This window comes from Mesorhizobium sp. M7A.T.Ca.US.000.02.2.1, from assembly GCF_003996995.1.
Lineage (GTDB): Bacteria > Pseudomonadota > Alphaproteobacteria > Rhizobiales > Rhizobiaceae > Mesorhizobium.
Genome location: NZ_RZTT01000078.1, coordinates 1 through 18,522, shown reverse-complemented (window position 1 = coordinate 18,522; position 18,522 = coordinate 1). Strand labels below are relative to the sequence as shown.

The window sequence follows — 18,522 nt, the reverse complement described above, 5'->3', positions numbered from 1 at the left end:
CAAATATCTCGCAGACGTGAAGGCCGCGGTCGCTGCGGCTCCCGCCGATGCCGACGCGCTGAAGGCGCAAGTCGGCGCTATCGGCTCGGATTGCGGCACCTGCCATCAAGGCTACAGAATCAAGAAGGGCTGATCACCAGCCATGGCATGGCTGAAGAAACTTGTCGGCGCCGTCGTCATTCTGGGCGGCGTCGGCGCGGTTGCCGGGTGGGTCCTGTCGGCGCCGGTGAGGCTCGACAGGGAAACCCTGGCCAAGCTCGGTCCTGGCGACGCAGCCAGGGGCAAGCGCATCTTTTATGCCGGCGGTTGCACATCCTGCCATGCAAAGCCGGGCTCACAGGGCGACGCCCGGCTTCAACTCGTGGGTGGCCTTGAACTCAAGACGCCGTTCGGAACCTTCGTGCCGCCCAACATTTCGCAAGATCCCAGGGACGGTATCGGCGCATGGTCTGTCGAGGACCTCGCCAATGCCATGCTGAAGGGCGTGTCGCCTTCTGGTGAGCATTTCTATCCGGCGTTTCCCTATGCATCCTACGCGCGCATGAATCCGGCTGACATTGGCGATCTCTATGCCTTCTTGAAGACGTTGCCGGCCGTCGCCGGCAAGGCAGCGGGCAATTCGCTCGATTTCCCCTTCAATGTCCGCCGCGGCATCGGCCTGTGGAAATTGCTCTATCTCAGCGACCAGCCGGTTGTTGCCTTCCCCGAAGGCACGCCTGATCCGGTGATGGCAGGCCGCTACCTGGTCGAGGGTCCGGGCCATTGCGGCGAATGCCACACGCCGCGCGATCTTGCGGGCGGCACGAAGAAGAACGAGTGGATGGCGGGCGCCGTGGCCGCCGAAGGCAATGGCGTCGTGCCGAACATCACATCGGGCGAGGGCGGTCTCGCCGAATGGTCGGAGGCCGATATCGCCAACTATCTCGAAACCGGCTTCACGCCCGATTTCGATTCGGTCGGCGGGGCCATGGTCGATGTCCAACGGAACATGGCCGAACTGACGCCGCAGGACCGTGCGGCCATCGCCGCCTATCTGAAGGCGATACCGGCGCATCCAAACGGCTATCCGGCCCGCAAGAAGACGGCAAACTAGACCGAGTCTTCAGACAGGTGGCGGTCGCCGAGAAAATCGAAACCCGTCTCGAAGAAATGGTTGTAGTTGCAGGTCAGCTCTTCGCCAGGCGCGATGTCGCGCAGCGCAAAGCTCTCCTCCGGTGAGGAGACGTCGCAGTTCGGCTCGTCGGCATGGTTCATGTAGCGCGCGTCGTCGGCTTCGAAGACGATGTAGTTCGGATCGCGGCGGTCGGGATAGGAGTAGCGATCGAGATAGCTCTTCACCGGACCGGCCGCACGTTCATAAGTCTCGACCTCGATGAGCCGATCGAACCTTGGGTCCAGCTTCCAGATCAGAGTGCCGCGAGGAATGTGGTTCTTGGCAAAGACGCCGATTCCCTGGATAGGCGATTTGTCGAGATAGACGTCGACGAGCAGCATAATGGACCTTTACGCGATTGGAGGCTGTCGGGCCGGGAAAAACCGCGCACTGGGTAGCGCGCGGTCATCGCAATAGCGAGTGAAAATGAGCAACGGGAACCTAAAAAGCCCTGATCACGCAGCCTCTTCGGAAGGCGCGTCGATCATCGTCTGGAGTCAGCGTTGCTGCAGCGCCAGACGGACGCCCAAAGCGCAGTAGATGCCGCCGACAACTTTGCCCTGCCATCGTAACACCGACGGATTTCGGCGCAGGAACGTGCCGAGCCGGCCAGCGCTCACGGCAAAGACGACCGTGCTGAAAAGGCCCAGTACGACGAAGATGGCCCCCAACACGGTCATCTGAAGCATCACCGTCCCGTTTTCAGGCCGCACGAACTGAGGCAGGAAGGCAAGGAAGAACAGAGCGGTCTTGGGGTTGAGCACTTCGGTCAGGACAGCCTGTCGAAACGCCTTCCCGGCAGAGATCGCGAGCGCGCCGGCAGCCGGGCCGCCTGGTGTTTTCTCCATGATCGCGCGAATGCCGAGATAAACCAGGTAGGCCGCGCCGATGTACTTTATGACGCTGAACAGCGTCGCCGATGCGGCGATGATCGCCGATATGCCGATCATGGCCATGACGGTGTGAAAGATGTCGCCGACAGCGATCCCGGCGCCGGTCGCGATGCCAACCTTGGTTCCGGAACTCGTTGCCCGCGCTATGGTAAGGAGCGTGGCCGGGCCGGGGATGAAGACGAAGCCGAGCACAACCGCGACATAAGCAATCAGTGTAGCGAGATCGATCATCGGTCGATTTCTCCCGCAGGCTGCGCCTTACCCATCACCTTCAGCGCGAAGGAATAGGTGTAGGCGATCTCCTCCAGCCGCGAAAACCGGCCGGAGGCACCGGCATGGCCGGAATCCATGTTGATCTTGAACAGAACCGGATTGTCCCCGCTCTTGCGGTCGCGTAGCCGGGCCACCCATTTGGCCGGTTCCCAATAGGTGACGCGCGGATCGGTGAGACCGGCCAGCGCCAGGATCGGCGGATAGTCGTGATCAACGACATTGTCATAGGGCGAGTAGGCGGCAATGGTCCGGTAGTCGTCGGCGGACGCGATCGGGTTGCCCCATTCGGGCCATTCCGGCGGCGTCAGCGGCAGGGTCGCATCGAGCATGGTGGTGAGGACATCGACGAAGGGTACCTCGGCGACGATGCCGCCAAAACAATCCGGCGCCATGTTGGCGACGGCACCCATCAGCATGCCGCCGGCCGAACCGCCCTGGGCGACGATACGGTCATGCGCCGTGTAACGCTCCGTCACCAGATGGCGCGCGACGGCGATGAAATCGGTGAACGTATTCATCTTGTTCTCCCGCTTGCCGTCATCGTACCAGCCATAGCCCTTGTCCTTGCCGCCGCGAACGTGAGCGATGGCGAAGACAAAGCCGCGGTCGACCAGCGAGAACCAGTTGGTGTTGAAGGCGGCCGGCACGGTGATGCCATAGGAGCCGTAGCCGTAAAGCAGGCAAGGTGCGGATCCGTCCAGCGGCGTGTCGCGATGGTGCAAAAGCGAGATCGGCACCAATTCGCCATCGCTGGCCGGCGCCATCAGCCGCCGCGTGACATAATGGTCCGCGTCATGGCCGGACGGCACTTCCTGGGTCTTCAGCAATACCCGCTCGCGGGTGCGCATGTTGTAGTCGAACACCTGGGCCGGCGTCGTCATCGACGAGTAGGAAAAGCGCATGATCTCGGTGTCGTACTCATAGGAACCCGACAGGCCGAGCGAGAAAGCCTCCTCGTCGAGGGACAAAAGATGCTCCTCGCCGCTGTTGCGGTCGCGCACCACAATGCGCGGCAGGCCCTCCTTGCGTTCGAGCCGGACCATGTGGTCCCTGAAGCCGATCACCGACAGGATCAGCCGGCCGGGCTCGTGCGGCACCAGTTCCTGCCAGTTGGCGCGCACGGGATCGCCCGCTGGTGCCGTCATGATCTTGAAGTCCTTGGCGCCGTCGGCATTGGTCAGGATGAAGAAGATATCGCCGCCTTCTTCCAACTCGTACTGAAGGCCAATCTCGCGCGGCGACACCAGTTTCGGTTCGGCAAACGGATCGTCGGCGCGCATCAGGCGGTATTCCGAGGTCTCGTGATCGTTGATGCCGATCATGATCCACTCGTTGCTGCGGGTGCCGTCGACGTTCATGAAGAAGCCGGGATCGGTTTCCTCATAGATCAGCCGGTCGCTTTGCGGGCTGTCGCCAAGCGCATGGAACAGCACCTTCGACGGGCGGTGGTTGGGATCGAGACGTGTATAGAAGAAGCCGTCATTGCCGGCGTTCCAGACACCTGAACCGCCGGTGTCGGGGATCTGGTCCGCAAGCTCCTTGCCGTCGGCAAGGTCACGCACGCGAAGCGTGTAGAATTCGGAGCCCTTGTCGTCGAATGCCCACAGCAGCCTTGCGTGGTCGGCCGAATGGTCGACGCCGCCAAGACGGAAATAGGCCTTGCCCGCGGCCTCCGCGTCACCATCGAGCAGGATATGCTCGGCACCGCCGTCGCGCGGCATACGGAAATAGCGCGGCTGCTCGCCACCAAGCTTGAAGGACGAGCCATAGGCATAGGGTCCGTCCTTCATCGGCACGGAAGAATCGTCTTCCTTGATACGGCCCTTCATCTCCTTGAAAAGCTGCTTCTGCAGTTCGACCGTGTCGGCCATCAGCTTCGACTGGTAGGCATTCTCCGCCTCGAGTTCTGCGCGGATTCCCGCATCGAGCAATGAGGGGTCGCGGAACATCTCCTGCCAGTTGCCGGCCCGCAGCCAGGCATAGTCGTCGGTTCGCGTGATGCCGTGATGCGTGTCGGAAACCGGCCGCTTCTCGGGCGTTGGCGGGCTGACGATCGGAAATATGGATGTCTTGGTCATTGCGTCTCGCTTTGCCAGTATCTTCAATGGGCCAGTATCTTCAATGGGCCAGTATCTTGAATGGACCATCTCGAATGGAGAATATCTTGAACGGCGAATGAACACGCCGATCAGAGCAGGTTCAAGAGCCGGAGCGTATGGATTGTGTCGGCTCCAGGAGATGAGCCGGGAGGAGAGATGATGACTATTTGGTCTCGGACTGCTGCGGCTTTCGCCGTTGCTTCACTAACTCTGGCCTTTGCCGGCCAGTCTCATGCGACCGTATTCGCGGCTTGGCAAGTGGCCAATGTGCCGTTCGGCGACACGCTCAATGTGCGCAAATACCCTTCGGGCGCATCCCAGAAGCAGGCGGCATATCCGAACGGGACCGTTCTGCAGATGACCGGGCGATGCACCGGCGGAATAAACCTGCTCGACATCGCCAACCAGCCGGCATGGAAGCAGGAACAAAAGATTCGCTTTCGCTGGTGCGAAGTCTGGCATGATCCGGCCCAGAACGGCAAATTCGTCACTGGCTGGGCGTATGGCAAATACATCACGCCGCATTGATTGATCCGGCAGCAATCAGCCGATCCGCCGGATGACAGGCATGTCGCCTGATTGCTTACGTATGACCGCGGCAACCTGTGGTTTTGTGGACGAATGCGAACAACCAATATTGCCCGACGATAGCCAAGCAAAATCAAACATTAAAACCCATTTCGTGAGATGCCGCGAATGTAACGGCGAGCTGACGTTGCGTCAGCCGTTGCCGACGAGCGCGCGAAATATCGATAAATTACACAATGCACGAAAGATTGAAGCTGATCGCGGAATAATTGATCAATATCGTTCAATATAGCGTAAGGGCCGAATTGACTTACTTGGTCTGGGCGCTCATTGATGTGCCCGCGACACGAATCGTAGAAACTCTACCTGCACAAAATTCGTGCGATGCCCTGCTTGTAAAAAAGGGCGCAGATCGATGTAACTCTTGTTGGGGCCCGAAGACCATGGATATTGTCGAAACACCTTCCAGAAACAGCGATGCGCTGATCGAATTGACCGCCGATGTGGTGGCCGCCTATGTCAGTAACAATCCCGTGCCGGTCGGCGAATTGCCGAACCTGATATCCGATGTCCATGCTGCGCTCGGGCGTGTGGGCGGAACCGCCGAACAGCCGCCTGCCGACAAGCAGAAGCCGGCGGTCAACCCGAAGCGGTCGGTTCATGACGACTACATCGTCTGCCTTGAAGACGGCAAGAAGTTCAAGTCGCTGAAGCGCCATTTGATGACCCACTATGACCTGACACCGGACCAGTATCGCGAAAAGTGGAACCTTGACCCGACCTATCCGATGGTTGCACCCAACTATGCGGCTGCCCGGTCACAGCTTGCCAAGAAGATGGGCCTCGGCCGCAAGCGCAAAGCGCGGTAATCGCTGCCAGAGCAATTCAAGGAAAAGTGAAACGGTTTTCCCGGGAAAGCGCATAGAGCTCTCCCTTGGGAATTGCGTCAAAATAAGCCAGATCGGATCGACATCAACGGCGCCTTCGGGCGCCGTTTGATTTTTGCGCCGCGAGGCGCGGATCCGGTATGAAGGTGTCAGGCGGTCTGCTTGAGCGCTGCCTCGGCGTCGCGCTTGATGCGCTTGACCATCGAGCGAAGGCCGTTGGCGCGCTGCGGCGACAGATGTTCGTCGAGGCCGAGTTCTTTCAATGTCGCTTCCGCATCGGTCTGCTGGATTTCGCTGGCGGTCCTGCCGGAAAACAGCGCAAGTATGATCGCAACCAGTCCACGCACGATGTGAGCGTCCGAATCGCCCGTGAAGGTGATGACTGGGTCGGCTCCAGCCCCGCGTTCGGTGGTCAACCAGACCTGGCTCACGCATCCTGGCACCTTGTTGGCGGCGCTGCGCTGCTCGTCGGGAAATGGCGGCAGCGCCTCGCCGAGTTCGATGACATAGCGATAGCGGTCTTCCCATTCCTCGAGGAACGAAAAATCGTCGCGGATCGTCTGGATCGTCGTGGTCATAATGCCGGATATAGTCACGCGGCGGCGCCGCGTCACGGAAAAAACAAGGACACCGCGGGCGTCGAGAGGGCAGACAGCCCGCGGTGCGCCGTCGAAACGGCTTAATTCTGAGGCGGCAGGTTGACGGTCTCGGGCAAGACGATTTCTTCGGGCAGGCTGCCGGTCATCGTCGACGTGTCGGGGCCGGCGGCGGACTTGTCGTCCATCATCGCTGCCGCGATCTTGGCGGTCTCCTTGGCGCGGGCGGTGATGGTGTGCATCGCCGACTTGCCGGTCTCGCAGACATCGGGTTTGCGTTCGCAAATGCCGGCGATATCGCCAACCGCTTCGCGTGCCGCAAACAAGGCCTGGATCGGCCCGACGCTTTCGCGGCCCGATTCATCGGGGCCGACAGCCAGCGGCAGCGCCAGCAGCACCAGCGAAAACCAGAAAGCCATTCTTATGAGGAAGACCATGCCCTTGCCCTCTCGTCGTGACCGGATCATGCATCCATATGGCATGACCTCTTTTGTAGGCAGGATCTTGGCACACAGGCGCAAAGGACGGCTTGCGGGCAAAGAGAGAATTTTCCTCAAATTTTAGGCAAATTTGAAACGAAGCGTTCTGCAATCGATTTGTCTCAATTGCGAATGATTTTTCCTTAACAACAAATAACCATATATCCCTATGATTTTCCTGTATTTTTCTTGGAATGTGGAAGTCCGGGTGCCGTGTGCGCCTATCCGATAGGTGCCGTCGCCGGATAACTCTCCGTTTACTATGGCTGCATTTGCCCGTGCTTTCGGCGGCCGGCATCCCGATATTTGCCGCAGGCCAGGGCCTTGGTCGGCCTTGCCTTATCCATTCCTTAAACGCTGGATGCCAGTTTCAAAGCCAACCAGAACCATCTGCAAAGCAGAGCTGTCCACGACAAGTGCGAGTGCGTTGAGTTGAGTTCAATCAAGGCCAGATACGTTGAATTGCCTGGCGCGATTTCTGCCGGTTGCGAACGTATGGTCCATCCGTCCATCCTTGGGCGGAGCGACCGCGAGCGCCAGCGCCGTTTCATCGGCGTCATGCTCGCCGCTCCTTTCTTTGCCGCCGGCGCCGCGGTCACCCTGGTCACTTCAGGCATGGGCGTTGCCGTCACCATGGCCGCCATCTTCGCCGCCTTTGGCCTGTGCTGGTTCGTCGCCTTGCTGGTGGCGGCGACCGGCAAGATGGCGATAGCGAGTGGGCTCGCCCTGGTGCTGGCCGGCATTTCTCTCGGCAGTCTCATTGCCGCCGCGGGCGGGCTGAGTTCGCCTGTCGCCATGCTTGTCCTGGCGCTGCCTTTCGAAGCCTGGTGGATCGGCGGCTCGCGACGTGCAGCACTGTGGGGAGCCGTGTCGGCCGCTGTCGCCATCCTGGCTCAGCCTTTGGCTGGAACCGTATTTCCGTTCGCAGGAGCGCAGATCGCGGCGTGGCACTGGCTGGTGCCGTTGGCGTGGGCGCTTACGCTGATGCCGCGTGCATCGGCGTTTCAAAACACCGCCGACGCGGCTGTGGTCGACACTGCCGACCGGCTCGAAGAAATCATCGATGCGGTGGTCTTGCGGGTCGCCCGCCATGGCGAGGTCCTGGACGCGTCGCCGAAAGCGCGCACGCTTTTGAAACTGCCGCCCGAACTGCTGTCTGGAAACGGCCTCTTCGATCGCGTCCATCTGTCGGATCGCGTTTCCTATCTCAGCGCAATGGCCGACATGCGCGACGGTGCGCTGTCGCGCCGGCTCGAATTGCGCATCCGCCTGCCTCAGAACGGCAATAGCCTGACGGCCGACAATTACCGCCCGTTCTCGCTTGATCTGGTGCGCGGTGAGGAACAGGGTGACGTCTTTACGCTCGTCCTGCGCGAGAATGACGAGATCGCCCGGTTGCGCGAGGATCTCGCGGCGGCCAATGAGGCGGCCGCATCCGCCGAAGTGGCGAAGGGGCGCTTCCTGGCGGTGGTCAGCCACGAACTGCGCACGCCGTTGAATGCCATCATCGGCTTCTCGGATATGCTGCTGCATGAGATGTTCGGCGGCTTCAAGGATCCGCGCCAGAAGGAATATGTCGGCCTGGTGAGGGATTCGGGCCAGCATCTGCTCGCCGTCGTAACCTCGATACTCGACGTGTCCAGGATTGAATCGGGCGTTTATGCGACCGAGCCGGAGCCGTTCCGGTTCGCGGAAGCGGTCGACATGTGCCAGTCGATGATGCAGCTGCAGGCGCAGGCCAAGAACATCGATCTGCGGGCGCAGATCGCGCCGGACGCCGGCGACATCAATGCCGACCAGCGCGCCGTGCAGCAGATGCTGATCAACCTGGTCTCCAATGCGATCAAGTTCACCCCCGACGGCGGCGACGTCGTCGTCGGTGCCAAGCGGATCGGTTCGCGCCTCCATTTCTGGGTCAGGGATACCGGCATCGGCATCGCCGAGGAGGATTTCGCCAATCTCGGCAAGCCCTTCATGCAGATCCAGAACGACTATACCCGCCGTTTCGAGGGGACCGGTCTTGGCCTTTCACTGGTCAAGGGCCTTGTGGCGCTGCACGAAGGCACGATGTCCATCGAAAGCATGCCGGGCGAGGGCACCACGGTGACCATCAGCCTGCCGGTGAACGGACCGAAGGGACATCAGGCGGAGAAGGCCGGCGTGCTGACCATGCCTGTAGCGATGGCGAAAGGGGACAGAAATGGCTCGCTCCGCAAAACAGGCTAAGGCGGTCAAGCGCCGCAGCAACGCCTTTCAGGACGGCGCTGTCGCCGTCGGCGGCATGATCTCGCGCAACCCTGTCCTGGTGGGCGGCTCGACGGCATTCCTGGTGACGCTGTTCTACGTCTCTGCGAATGCCTTGTGGTACCAGCCTTTCCCGCATGCCGGCGCATTCTTCGCGACCCGCAGCATTGCGGGCTTTCCGCACGCGGCGCCCGACGAGCCGGAAACGACGTTCAACATCGTGCGGCCATCCGGCGCGCCGGCACCGATCAAGGGCGATCCGGTTGTCGAGCAGGTGCAAGGTATATTGAAGGATCTTGATTTCTATTCGGGAACGGTCGACGGCATTTCCGGACCCAACACCCGCAAGGCCATCCAGGACTATCAGCAGAAGGTCGGGCTCAACGCGTCCGGCGAGATCGACGCGCTTCTGCTCGATCAACTGGGCGCGACGCCGAAAACCGCTTCCGTCGTACCCAGGCCGCAGCCGCGCCCGGATATGCCGGCCGCCGTTCCGGTGTCTTTGCAGACAGGTTCAGGACAGACAAATTCCGGGCAGGCGGATGCCGAGACGCAAGCGCCCGATGCCCGCATCGTCAAGATCCAGGCCGGGCTCAAGGCGTTCGGCAATGACGACATGCAGCTGGATGGTGTCGTCGGCGCGCGCACCAAGGCGGCGATCAAGGAATTCCAGTCGCTGTTCGGGCTGCCGCAGACCGGCGAGCCCGATGAGATCGTCTACGTCAAGATGCGCGAGATCGGCCTGACCAACTGACGGCTGAAACGACGGCTCGCCCAGCGGCGGAAATATCGATAGAGAACCGGCAGTTTCGGGAGCTCTCTCATGCGCGTCACATCGGATCTGTGGGTCTCGGCCCTGTTGCGCCGGGTTTTCGGCGCCGGGGGATTTGCCGCCGTGGTCAAGCGCGGCGCGACCGAGGCCGGCGCTGTGTTCGTCCTGGCGCGGGGCAGGCTGGGCGAGGTTGCCCTGTTCGGGCCGGCGCCGCAGACAAGCTATGATTCGGCCAAGCCCGACGACCGGTTTTTCACTCTGCTCGGAGCAGGCGACGATGCCGCGGTGCTCGACGCCAGGCTGGAAAGGGAAAAAAAATTCGATCCTGACATCTGGGTGGTCGAGATCGAGGCCGGCACCGTGCCCGTCGAGGAGCTTATTTCCGTGAAGACGCCCTGAGGCCGGACGAAGCCGTCGCATCGTCGCTGTTCAAGGCGGTGCGTGTATCGCTGTTGGCAGGTGCTGCGCCGCGAGCCACCCTTGAAAGGGTTTCCGCCCGCCACAACCGCATCTTGTCCTGGGCCGCTTCACGATGCAGCAGCCGGTAGCGGTCGAGGAAGGTGCGGATAGCCTGCGGATGCGGGAACTGGCCGGGATAGACGGCAACCGTGATCAGGAAGGCCCTGTCTTCGCTAAGGTCGAGCGAGCGCAAGGCGGCAAGCAGCGAGGCATAATTCTGGTTGGCGGTGAGCGATCGCGCGATCTCGAAATCGATATCGAGTGCATCGGCGAGCGCGGTCTGGAAGAACGCGGCGTTTCCCGTCAGCGCTGTCTCGCGCAATTTCACATAGGTGTCGGCGCCTTTGAAAGGATCGGCGTTCGTCGCTGCCGCCTCGTCGCCCGTGCGCATCATCGAGCGCAGCCTGCGCCGTGCACTCTCGGCCGCGATGCCGAGTGCCTGTTCCCGGGCGGGCTCGTCAGAGGCGGTTTCCGTGCTCGCTGGCGCGATCTTGTCTGCCGCGGCGGCGTTCGCATCCGGCTGCGGCGCACGCACCAGGGTTGGCCTCTCAAGGGCCCTGATCAGATCAGCAATGGTCGGGTTCAAGCCCTTGCGGCGGGCGATGGCACGCGCATGCGGCAGGCCATGTCGCCCGATCAGCGCGATGAGATCGATGTCGCTGACGGCGCGTGAGCGGATGAGCAGCGGCGCGGCAATGTCGACCGGTTCCTCGCAAAGACGGCGCACCAGGGCGGCGGGGGCGTATTCGCATTCGGAAAGGGCGGCTGCCACGTAACGGCGAGATTCGACGGACACGTCATTGAACAGCGGCAGCGTCAGGTCTTCGAGTTGACCGATCTCGCGGCGTGAAGGGCGAGTGAGCGAGCAGAATGCCGACACCGCGGCGCGGAACAGCCTTTCGGCCTTTCCCGAGTCTTTTCGCACCGCGATTTGCCTGAAGTCCGAAGATGACACGAAGGATACGCCCGTACTCGACACAACCTTGACGACGCTCGACCGGGACCGTGCCGGTTCCGAGAGTGCCAAGAACAAAGTTCAAGTTAGCGACGATCCGTTAGCGTTCCGTTAACCCTCTGCCGGCCTTAATGACATTTGGAGGCGTTGCGTTGTGCTCCGGGGAAACCGAGAGGAATGCGCGAACCATGGGCATGGTACTGTCTTTCGTGCCGCGTACGGCACCAAACACCAGAGTAAAGCAAACCGCCGAAATGCCGGCGGCAGTGATCATCTTTCCCGGCATCCGTTACGAGCGGCCGCATGCCGGCGAAGTGCGGCCGATCGATCCCGACAAGCCGGGCTCGCCAGGAACAAAACCGGTCCCGCACCACTGAGTTTCGGCGGCCACGGACCTTTGGTCCGGGGTCATGTCTAGTGCATGTCACCCAAAAGTGACCTCGGTTTTGGGAGAACGACATGCATAAAAACAAAGATCCAAAGCGGGTCGTCTGAATCCGTTCAGACGCGACACGCTCTAGAAGTCCTGCAACTCGCAGGAACTCTGTTCGAAGAAGCGCGACACGATCGGCTTCCAGCTGCTGTCGGGCACGAAGGCGCGGATGACGAAGATGCCTTCCTCGATCGGCGCTTCGACGAAGATCGCTCCTTGAAGATCCTCGGGAAGATCCTTGCGCACGTCGATCATCTGCGCCGGCGTCAGCACGACGGCATCCAGAACGCCGCCGGTCGCTGTGTGGTCGTTGAAGGAATAGATGTTGTGGCCGCTGCGGTCATAGACCGACACCGACCAGAACGGGACATGCCCAGGTGCCTTGACGCGGACCATACCTTCGCCCAGATCGAACCGGCAGGCCGTCGCGTAAAACAGCGGGTCGACGGATTTCACCACGGGCGCGCCACCGGCCTCGGCATCGAGCCGCGTCATCTTGTAGAGATCCGACGCCATGGACAGCCGCGACCAGGCATCGCGTTCGGAAAACTCGGGCACCAGCAGCAGCACGGCGATGTGCACGATGCCGGCGCCGAGCAGACCGAGCAGGACGGCATGCAGAAGTCCGCGCATCGCAGCGTAAAAACTACGCATTGCAGCCGACCTTGACGATATGCGGCAGCGAGACGTCCGACAGGCCGGTGCTGCTGGCGATTGGCGTGTCGTAGAAGGTCAGCACGAAATACATCCTGCCGAAGCCGTCTGTCAGCAGCCAATTGCCCGGCATCGGGTGATGGCCGGCGGAAATGATCACCGAATTGTCGGGCTGGCGCACCACCCCGTAGGATTGCAGCGCCGCCAGCCGGGGTTTGCCGGTTTCGACCACGCCGAGCGACTGGTCGGCGGCATAAAGCGTCCAGAACCGTGCCGTCGGAAAATCACCCTCGATTGTGTAGGTGCATTCGCGCTTGAGCTCGGCGCCGGCCGCGTCTCGCTCGGCGACGAAGGACAGCCCCTCGGCGCGGCCGAGCGCAAGCACACCCTCGCGCGCCACGCGGGCCTTGGAATAGGGATCGGCGGCCGGTGTGCCGATATCGGGAAAGGCCGTCCATTGGCCGATCCTGATGGCGCCGACCCCATCCTGGATTTTCAGCGCATACCAGACGCTGCCGCCACCGCCGACGATGGCTATGGCAAGCGAAAGCAGCGTCAGGAAGGCAGTTTTGAGCATGAGGGGCCGGGAACACGAAGAGTTGCCGCTCGGGGATATCGCGGCGTGGGGCCTTGTGGCAAGCGGGCCGACGTAGAATTGCAGACGGCTCTCCCTTCTCCCCTTGCGGGAGAAGGTGGCCGAGCGAAGCTCGGTCGGATGAGGGGTGTTCCAGCTTGGCAATGGCGGTATCCGGCCATCACCCCTCAACTGTCTCGGCGCCAATCACAGCGCCGACAGCGTCTCCGGCGGTTGCGGCGTACTGAGGACGGGCGCCGACTGGAACAGCCTGGTCATGTCCCGCAGCGTCTGGGTCGTGCGGCTGGACAGCACCGGCGGCCGTTCGGCTGCTGCATCGGCCGCCGCCTGATCGTCGCTCTTCTTCTGTGCTTCCTCGGCCTTGGCGGCGATCTCCTCGTCGACGAAGGGCTTGTCGATGCCCGGGATCGGCTTGAGGTCGATGTTCTGGTGCGCGTAGACCATCAGTCGCTGCCACACCATCGCTGGCAGCGAGCCGCCGGTCATGTTCTTGGTCGGCGTGAAGTCGTCATTGCCCATCCACACCGCCGCCGTGTAGTTCCCGGTGAAGCCGACAAACCAGGCGTCGCGGTAGGATTGCGTGGTGCCTGTCTTGCCGGCGACGACGATGTTGGGAAGTTGGGCTCGCCGCGCCGTACCCATCACCGGCACTGCCGCCAGCATGGTGTTCATCGATTTGAGCGCCTGCTCGGACAGCACCCGGTGTGGCGGCGGCGCGTCCTTGGCGAAATCATAGACCACCTCGCCGGTGCGGGTGACGAGTTGGCTGATGCCGTGCCGGGAGCCGACGAAGCCGTTGTCGGCGAACACGCTGTAGCCCGTCGCCTGGTCCATCACCGTCATGCTCGAGGTGCCGAGCACCATCGTCTTATGTGCTTCGATCGGCGATTCCACGCCCATCGCCTCGGCCATGGCCTTGATCGGGCCGATGCCGAGATGATCCTTGGCCAGCCGCACCGGCACGGTGTTGATCGACTTGGCCATTGCCATGATCAACGTGACGTTGCCGGCCGATCCGCCGTTGTAATTGTGCGGCGACCAGCTGCCCCAGCTGATCGGGCCGCCGGAAATGATGGAGTTGGGGGTGAAGCCGTGTTCCATCGCGGTTGCGTAGACATAGGGCTTGAATGATGAGCCGGTCTGGCGCAGCGCCTTGGTGGCGCGGTTGAACTGGCTGGCACCATAGTCGCGGCCGCCGACGATGGCGCGCACGGCGCCGTTGGTCTCGATGACGACGACGGCACCTTCGGTGACGTTGTACTCCTTGCCGAACTGGCGCAGGTGGAACTCCACCGATTCTTCCGCCGCCTTCTGGATGTTGGCGTCAAAGGTGGTGTGGGCGAGAAGCGAGTGCTGGCCAGGTTTGGCGATCTTCTTGACCTCGTCGAATGCCCAGTCGAGGTAATAGTCAGGGCTTTTCTGTTCGCCGCGGTCGACGACATCGGCCGGATGCAGCCTGGCCTGCAGGACCTGGCCTTCGGTCATGAAGCCGGCATCGACAAGGTTGGACAGCACCACATTGGCGCGCGCACGCGCCGCCGGCAGGTTGATGTGCGGCGCATATTTGGTCGGCGCCTTGAACAGGCCGGCCAGCATCGCCGCCTCGGCCAGGTTCAGGTCCTTGACGCTCTTGCCGAAATAGAAGTCGGCGGCAGCCTCGATGCCGAACGTGCCGCCGCCCATATAGGCGCGGTCGAGATAGAGCTGCAGGATCTCTTTCTTCGACAGATTGGCCTCGAGCCACAGCGACAGGAAGGCTTCCTTGATCTTGCGCTCCAGCGTGCGCTCATTGGTGAGGAACAGGTTCTTGGCCAACTGCTGGGTGATGCTCGAGCCGCCCTGGACGACGGAGTTCGCCCGCACGTTTTCGAAGATCGCGCGCGAAAGGCCGAGCACGTCGATGCCGTAGTGGTCGAAGAAGCGACGGTCCTCGGTGGCAAGCACCGCCTTGATGACGTGATCGGGCATCTCGTCGACCGGCACGGAATCGCGCTGGATGATGCCGCGCTGGCCGATCTCGTTGCCATAGCGGTCGAGGAAGGTGACGGCGAAGTCGCCCTGGGCGCGCCAGTCGCCAGCCGTGTCCTGGAAAGCCGGAATGGCCAGCGCCAGCATCACCACGATGCCGACGGCGCCGAGCGTGAAACCTTCGCTCAACAGTTCGATGATGCCACGGCGCCAGCCGTTGACGCGGAAGCGCCGCGAGAAGATCGTCGCTGATTCCCAGAACTGGCGCGCCTTGAAGCCGATCTCATAGAGCGAGGAATCGATCCACGCATCGAGCGCCAGCAGCCGGGCGGCGATCGGACCTCTTCTTTTGCGCGGTTCGGGACTGGCCATTCGGAATCCGGCTAGCAATTGCACGACCTGAGAACCGCAAACCGGCAATTTCAGGGCGATGCATTCCGGGAGACTATTCCTCCATTTTTCCAGCACTCACAAGGGCGGCGAAGACACAGTATCGGGTTTGTTGCTGATGGGCCGGCCCAAGAATACAGCCCGGCGCCAACAGCATCTGCCCGCGCCTCCAGCGGAGGCGTGAGCTTTTTCACTGCAGCACGGCGCGCCTCATGCGGCTCGCAAGCTTTCTTTTGGACGCAAATTCTGGTTCATGCGGAACAGGTTCAGCGGGTCGTAGCGCTGCTTGATTTCCAGAAGCCGTCGATGATTGCCACCATAGGCCGCTTCGACCCGGTCGACCTCGTCCTCCGGCATGAAGTTCACGTAGGCGGTGCCGGCGGCATAAGGTTTGGCCGCCTCGTAGATTGAACGAGCCCAGTCGGTGCAAGCCTTGTCCATCGTCGGTTCGCGCCAGCGGGCGTGAACGTTCATGACGAAATGCGAACTGCGCTGTGGGAACGCTGTTGCGTCCGCCTTGACGCGACCTGCCGCGCCGCCGACATGGCCGATAAATATCTCGCACTCGGGTCCCGGCAGCTTGGCTATTGCCCACCTGACGACCGCAGCCGCCTCCTCGGAAAACTCGGTGAAGTCATGGCTCTTCCAGTAGTTGCGGGCGCCGGGCGTGAGCAGTGGGTCGAATGCCTGCTGCCAGCCGGTGAACGGGCTGGGGCCCACGACATCGGCAATCGGCGTGCCGATGGCTCGAAGTTTTTGCGTCGCCTTTTCGCCTGTCTCGATGTCGCCGCAATAGCACATGGCCAGAACCAGAACCTCCTTGCCATGCCATTCCGCGGGCAGGAAGGGCAGCGGCGGCGCCTGCCGCATGACTACCCAGCAGGTCAACTCGTCAGGAGCGGTTTCGAGCGCCTTGCGATACTCCCGCAGCACCTTTTCGGCATCGGCGAAGGGATGGACGACAAGCCCTGCCAGCACTTGCGGTCCAAACTCATGGAGATGGAACTCGAATGCCGTGACGACGCCGAAATTGCCGCCGCCGCCGCGCAGCGCCCAGAATAAATCGGGATTTTCAGTCTTGCTGGCCCGGAGCAATTTGCCGTCGGCGGTGACCACATCGACGGAGGCAAGATTGTCGATGGTCAGGCCGAATTTGCGAGTGATCCAGCCGAAGCCGCCACCCAGCGTCAGGCCGGATATGCCGGTGGTCGAGTTGATGCCGGTCGGTACCACCAGCCCGAAGGCCTGCGTTTCCTTGTCGACATCGGCAAGCGTCGCGCCAGGCCCGACCCATGCCCGCCGCGCCGCGACATCGACCCGCACCGACTTCATCAACGACAGATCAATCATCAGGCCACCAACGCAGACCGCACTTCCGGCAATGTTGTGGCCGCCGCCGCGCACGGAGACGAGAAGCCTGTTCTCCCTGGCGAAATTCACGGCACTGATGACATCGGAAGCGCCGACGCAGCACACGATCAGCCCGGGCAGCCGGTCGACCGTGGCATTCCAGACGGTCCGTGCTTCGTCGTACGCGGCATCGCCTTCGCTCAGCATTTTGCCGCGCAATTGTGCCGAAAACGCTTCCAGGGCTGCGGCGTCGATTGTCGTTTTTCCGCGTTCAAGCGTGGTGAGGCTCATGGTGTTCATGGTTTCCTCCCGATTTGCAGATGAGCTGTCCTCTCCCAAAAGACGTTTTTACTGTGCGCTTATATTAGCTATCGCGCAAGTTTCGCGTCGGCCAGCGTTGCGACTCGCCAGCGGGGCACATGGTGCCGCCAGCCGGCGATCTCAGCCGTTTTGCGCGCGCGACCTTGCACCCTCGGCCGCCAGGATGCCGATCATGCTGATGCGAATGTGAGCGAAGCAGCGTAGCGCTATCCCACTCCTCAGGCCGGTTCGCGCTTCAGCGCCTGCGCCATGCAGTGGATGCCGCCGCCGGTCTTCGAGATCTCCCTCATGTCGACGGCCGCGACCTCGAAGCCGCGCGCCTTGAGCTGACCGATCAGCGCCTGGCTGGAGGTGGGCGCGATCACCCGGTCCCTGCCCAGCGACATGAAGTTGCAGCCCAGCGCCATCGTATCCTGGAACGGCACGTCGATGATCTCGTGGCCCTTGCCCTTCAACCAGTCGACAATGCCGGGTTCGGTGCAGGCGAGGCAGACAGCGGTCAGTTTCTCGGCGATCGGCACCACCATCAGGTCGATATGAACATAATACTCGTCGATGAAGGCGATGCGGGTTTCCCAACCCTCCTTGTCGAACCAGGCCTGTACCTGGCGCGCACCTTCCTCCTGCGTACGCGCGCCGCCGCAGCCGATCAGCACGACGCCGTCCTCGATGACGTTGAAGTCACCGCCCTCGAACGTGCCTGCGGTGACCATGTCGTAGATCGGGATGCCGAGCTTTTCGTAGGTGCGGATCGCGGCATAGTTCTCGCCGCGCCGCCACCAGTTGGCCATGGCGGTAATGAAGGCGCCGTAGGGCGTCATGACGCTGGAATCGCGGGAATAGACCTGCATCGGCAGCTCAGGCGTCGGCTCGTGCCAGTGGATGTTGACGCCGAAATGCTCGTAGGCGGCGACCAGGTCCTTGTGCTGGGCCTGGGCGATCTGGACGTTGCAGGGCGCCTCGCGCAGATGCTTTCGCGACAGCGAACTGGTTGACAGATGGCGCAGGAAATTGGGTGAGCCAAGCAGGACGTCGGTCAGCACGTCGGTCTCGTTGGCAAAACCCCAGGCGGTCAGCGGCTTGGTGCCGCCGGCGGGGTTGCGGCGCTGCAGCGAAAACGGCTCGGCGACAATGCGGTCATGAACGGTCATGGGATGCTCCTCGTGAGGTGGTTTGGGGTGTCTGATTGCTCGGTATCCACCAGTCGCGTCCACGCGGGGTGGTGACATATTCTGGCCATCGAAACCCGATCGGCGGCTCGTAGTCGCAAAGCGGCGCGATCCAGTTCGAACCGCCGATTCCGCCGCCGGTGCGGGCGACGAATTCATTCATCGCCGCATCGCGGGCGGTCTGGTCTTCCAGCAGGCGGAGCGCCGCCAGCGCGACCGTCTTGGACGCGCAGATGACCATCGGGTCGATCGTCGCCGAAATGCCGCCCAGCGCATTCATCACCCATGCCGGATAGGGGTAGCC

The 18,522-nt window shown here is 62.0% G+C and carries 19 protein-coding genes and 1 pseudogene; 8 read left to right on the top strand and 12 right to left on the bottom strand.

Going from position 1 to position 18,522, the window contains the following annotated elements; genetic code table 11:
- Both EOD15_RS10320 and EOD15_RS10315 read left to right on the top strand, forming a co-directional pair.
- Positions 1-133 (top strand): cytochrome c (locus tag EOD15_RS10320; protein ID WP_185928988.1); only part of this gene is annotated, 133 nt, incomplete at its 5' end.
- A 9-nt stretch (positions 134-142) separates the two neighbouring features.
- Positions 143-1,093 carry a cytochrome c gene (locus EOD15_RS10315; protein ID WP_127327188.1) on the top strand — a complete coding sequence of 317 codons (951 nt, stop codon included), beginning with the start codon at positions 143-145 and terminating at the stop codon, positions 1,091-1,093.
- On the opposite strand, the gene EOD15_RS10310 is transcribed toward EOD15_RS10315, so the two are convergent.
- The 3 genes from EOD15_RS10310 to EOD15_RS10300 all read right to left on the bottom strand — a co-directional run bounded on the left by EOD15_RS10310 (position 1,090) and on the right by EOD15_RS10300 (position 4,397).
- A complete protein-coding gene (locus EOD15_RS10310) occupies positions 1,090-1,494 on the bottom strand; it encodes an SET domain-containing protein-lysine N-methyltransferase (protein WP_127321379.1) in 405 nt (134 codons plus the stop codon). The genes EOD15_RS10315 and EOD15_RS10310 overlap by 4 nt on opposite strands.
- A gap of 156 nt (positions 1,495-1,650) precedes the next feature.
- On the bottom strand, positions 1,651-2,277 hold the full coding sequence (locus EOD15_RS10305) for a LysE family translocator (RefSeq protein WP_127269948.1): 627 nt from the start codon (positions 2,275-2,277) through the stop codon (positions 1,651-1,653).
- On the bottom strand, positions 2,274-4,397 hold the full coding sequence (locus EOD15_RS10300) for a S9 family peptidase (protein ID WP_127321380.1): 2,124 nt from the start codon (positions 4,395-4,397) through the stop codon (positions 2,274-2,276). Before EOD15_RS10300 ends, EOD15_RS10305 begins: the two co-directional genes overlap by 4 nt.
- Positions 4,398-4,577: 180 nt before the next feature.
- On the opposite strand from EOD15_RS10300, the gene EOD15_RS10295 reads away from it, so the two are divergent.
- Both EOD15_RS10295 and EOD15_RS10290 read left to right on the top strand, forming a co-directional pair.
- Positions 4,578-4,946: an SH3 domain-containing protein gene (locus EOD15_RS10295; protein WP_127268166.1), complete on the top strand. Its 369-nt coding sequence runs from the start codon at positions 4,578-4,580 to the stop codon at positions 4,944-4,946.
- 443 nt (positions 4,947-5,389) lie between these two features.
- Positions 5,390-5,815: a MucR family transcriptional regulator gene (locus tag EOD15_RS10290; protein ID WP_013532660.1), complete on the top strand. Its 426-nt coding sequence runs from the start codon at positions 5,390-5,392 to the stop codon at positions 5,813-5,815.
- A 167-nt stretch (positions 5,816-5,982) separates the two neighbouring features.
- Here EOD15_RS10290 and EOD15_RS10285 read toward each other — a convergent pair whose 3' ends face one another.
- On the bottom strand, positions 5,983-6,411 hold the full coding sequence (locus EOD15_RS10285; protein WP_127268169.1) for a SufE family protein: 429 nt from the start codon (positions 6,409-6,411) through the stop codon (positions 5,983-5,985).
- 101 nt (positions 6,412-6,512) lie between these two features.
- Complete coding sequence (locus tag EOD15_RS10280) at positions 6,513-6,866, bottom strand: DUF5330 domain-containing protein (protein WP_027035810.1); 354 nt, start codon at positions 6,864-6,866, stop codon at positions 6,513-6,515.
- Positions 6,867-7,403: 537 nt separating this feature from the next.
- On the opposite strand from EOD15_RS10280, the gene EOD15_RS10275 reads away from it, so the two are divergent.
- The 3 genes from EOD15_RS10275 to EOD15_RS10265 all read left to right on the top strand — a co-directional run bounded on the left by EOD15_RS10275 (position 7,404) and on the right by EOD15_RS10265 (position 10,323).
- Positions 7,404-9,134, top strand: a complete 1,731-nt coding sequence (locus EOD15_RS10275) for a PAS domain-containing sensor histidine kinase (protein ID WP_127408461.1) — start codon at positions 7,404-7,406, stop codon at positions 9,132-9,134.
- Positions 9,109-9,906, top strand: a complete 798-nt coding sequence (locus EOD15_RS10270) for a peptidoglycan-binding protein (protein ID WP_127268164.1) — start codon at positions 9,109-9,111, stop codon at positions 9,904-9,906. Before EOD15_RS10275 ends, EOD15_RS10270 begins: the two co-directional genes overlap by 26 nt.
- A 69-nt stretch (positions 9,907-9,975) precedes the next feature.
- Complete coding sequence (locus EOD15_RS10265; RefSeq protein WP_027035808.1) at positions 9,976-10,323, top strand: DUF1491 family protein; 348 nt, start codon at positions 9,976-9,978, stop codon at positions 10,321-10,323.
- On the opposite strand, the gene EOD15_RS10260 is transcribed toward EOD15_RS10265, so the two are convergent.
- Complete coding sequence (locus tag EOD15_RS10260; RefSeq protein WP_127408460.1) at positions 10,301-11,338, bottom strand: hypothetical protein; 1,038 nt, start codon at positions 11,336-11,338, stop codon at positions 10,301-10,303. The genes EOD15_RS10265 and EOD15_RS10260 overlap by 23 nt on opposite strands.
- A gap of 188 nt (positions 11,339-11,526) precedes the next feature.
- On the opposite strand from EOD15_RS10260, the gene EOD15_RS10255 reads away from it, so the two are divergent.
- A complete protein-coding gene (locus EOD15_RS10255) occupies positions 11,527-11,715 on the top strand; it encodes a hypothetical protein (protein WP_127321658.1) in 189 nt (62 codons plus the stop codon).
- Positions 11,716-11,855: 140 nt separating this feature from the next.
- On the opposite strand, the gene EOD15_RS10250 is transcribed toward EOD15_RS10255, so the two are convergent.
- The 6 genes and pseudogenes from EOD15_RS10250 to EOD15_RS10225 form a co-directional block, all read right to left on the bottom strand.
- A complete protein-coding gene (locus tag EOD15_RS10250; RefSeq protein WP_127271883.1) occupies positions 11,856-12,425 on the bottom strand; it encodes a DUF1254 domain-containing protein in 570 nt (189 codons plus the stop codon).
- Positions 12,418-13,002, bottom strand: a complete 585-nt coding sequence (locus tag EOD15_RS10245) for a DUF1214 domain-containing protein (protein WP_127321659.1) — start codon at positions 13,000-13,002, stop codon at positions 12,418-12,420. The genes EOD15_RS10250 and EOD15_RS10245 overlap by 8 nt, the downstream gene beginning before the upstream one ends.
- Positions 13,003-13,206: 204 nt before the next feature.
- Positions 13,207-15,360 (bottom strand): penicillin-binding protein 1A, encoded by a 2,154-nt coding sequence (locus tag EOD15_RS10240; protein ID WP_127321660.1) that lies wholly within the window; start codon positions 15,358-15,360, stop codon positions 13,207-13,209.
- A 228-nt stretch (positions 15,361-15,588) separates the two neighbouring features.
- On the bottom strand, positions 15,589-17,028 hold the full coding sequence (locus EOD15_RS10235) for an FAD-binding oxidoreductase (RefSeq protein WP_127321661.1): 1,440 nt from the start codon (positions 17,026-17,028) through the stop codon (positions 15,589-15,591).
- 239 nt (positions 17,029-17,267) lie between these two features.
- Positions 17,268-18,200: a dimethylarginine dimethylaminohydrolase family protein gene (locus EOD15_RS10230; RefSeq protein WP_127408459.1), complete on the bottom strand. Its 933-nt coding sequence runs from the start codon at positions 18,198-18,200 to the stop codon at positions 17,268-17,270.
- Positions 18,187-18,522, bottom strand: a pseudogene (locus tag EOD15_RS10225) (amidohydrolase); the annotation flags it as partial. The pseudogene EOD15_RS10225 and the gene EOD15_RS10230, both read right to left, overlap by 14 nt.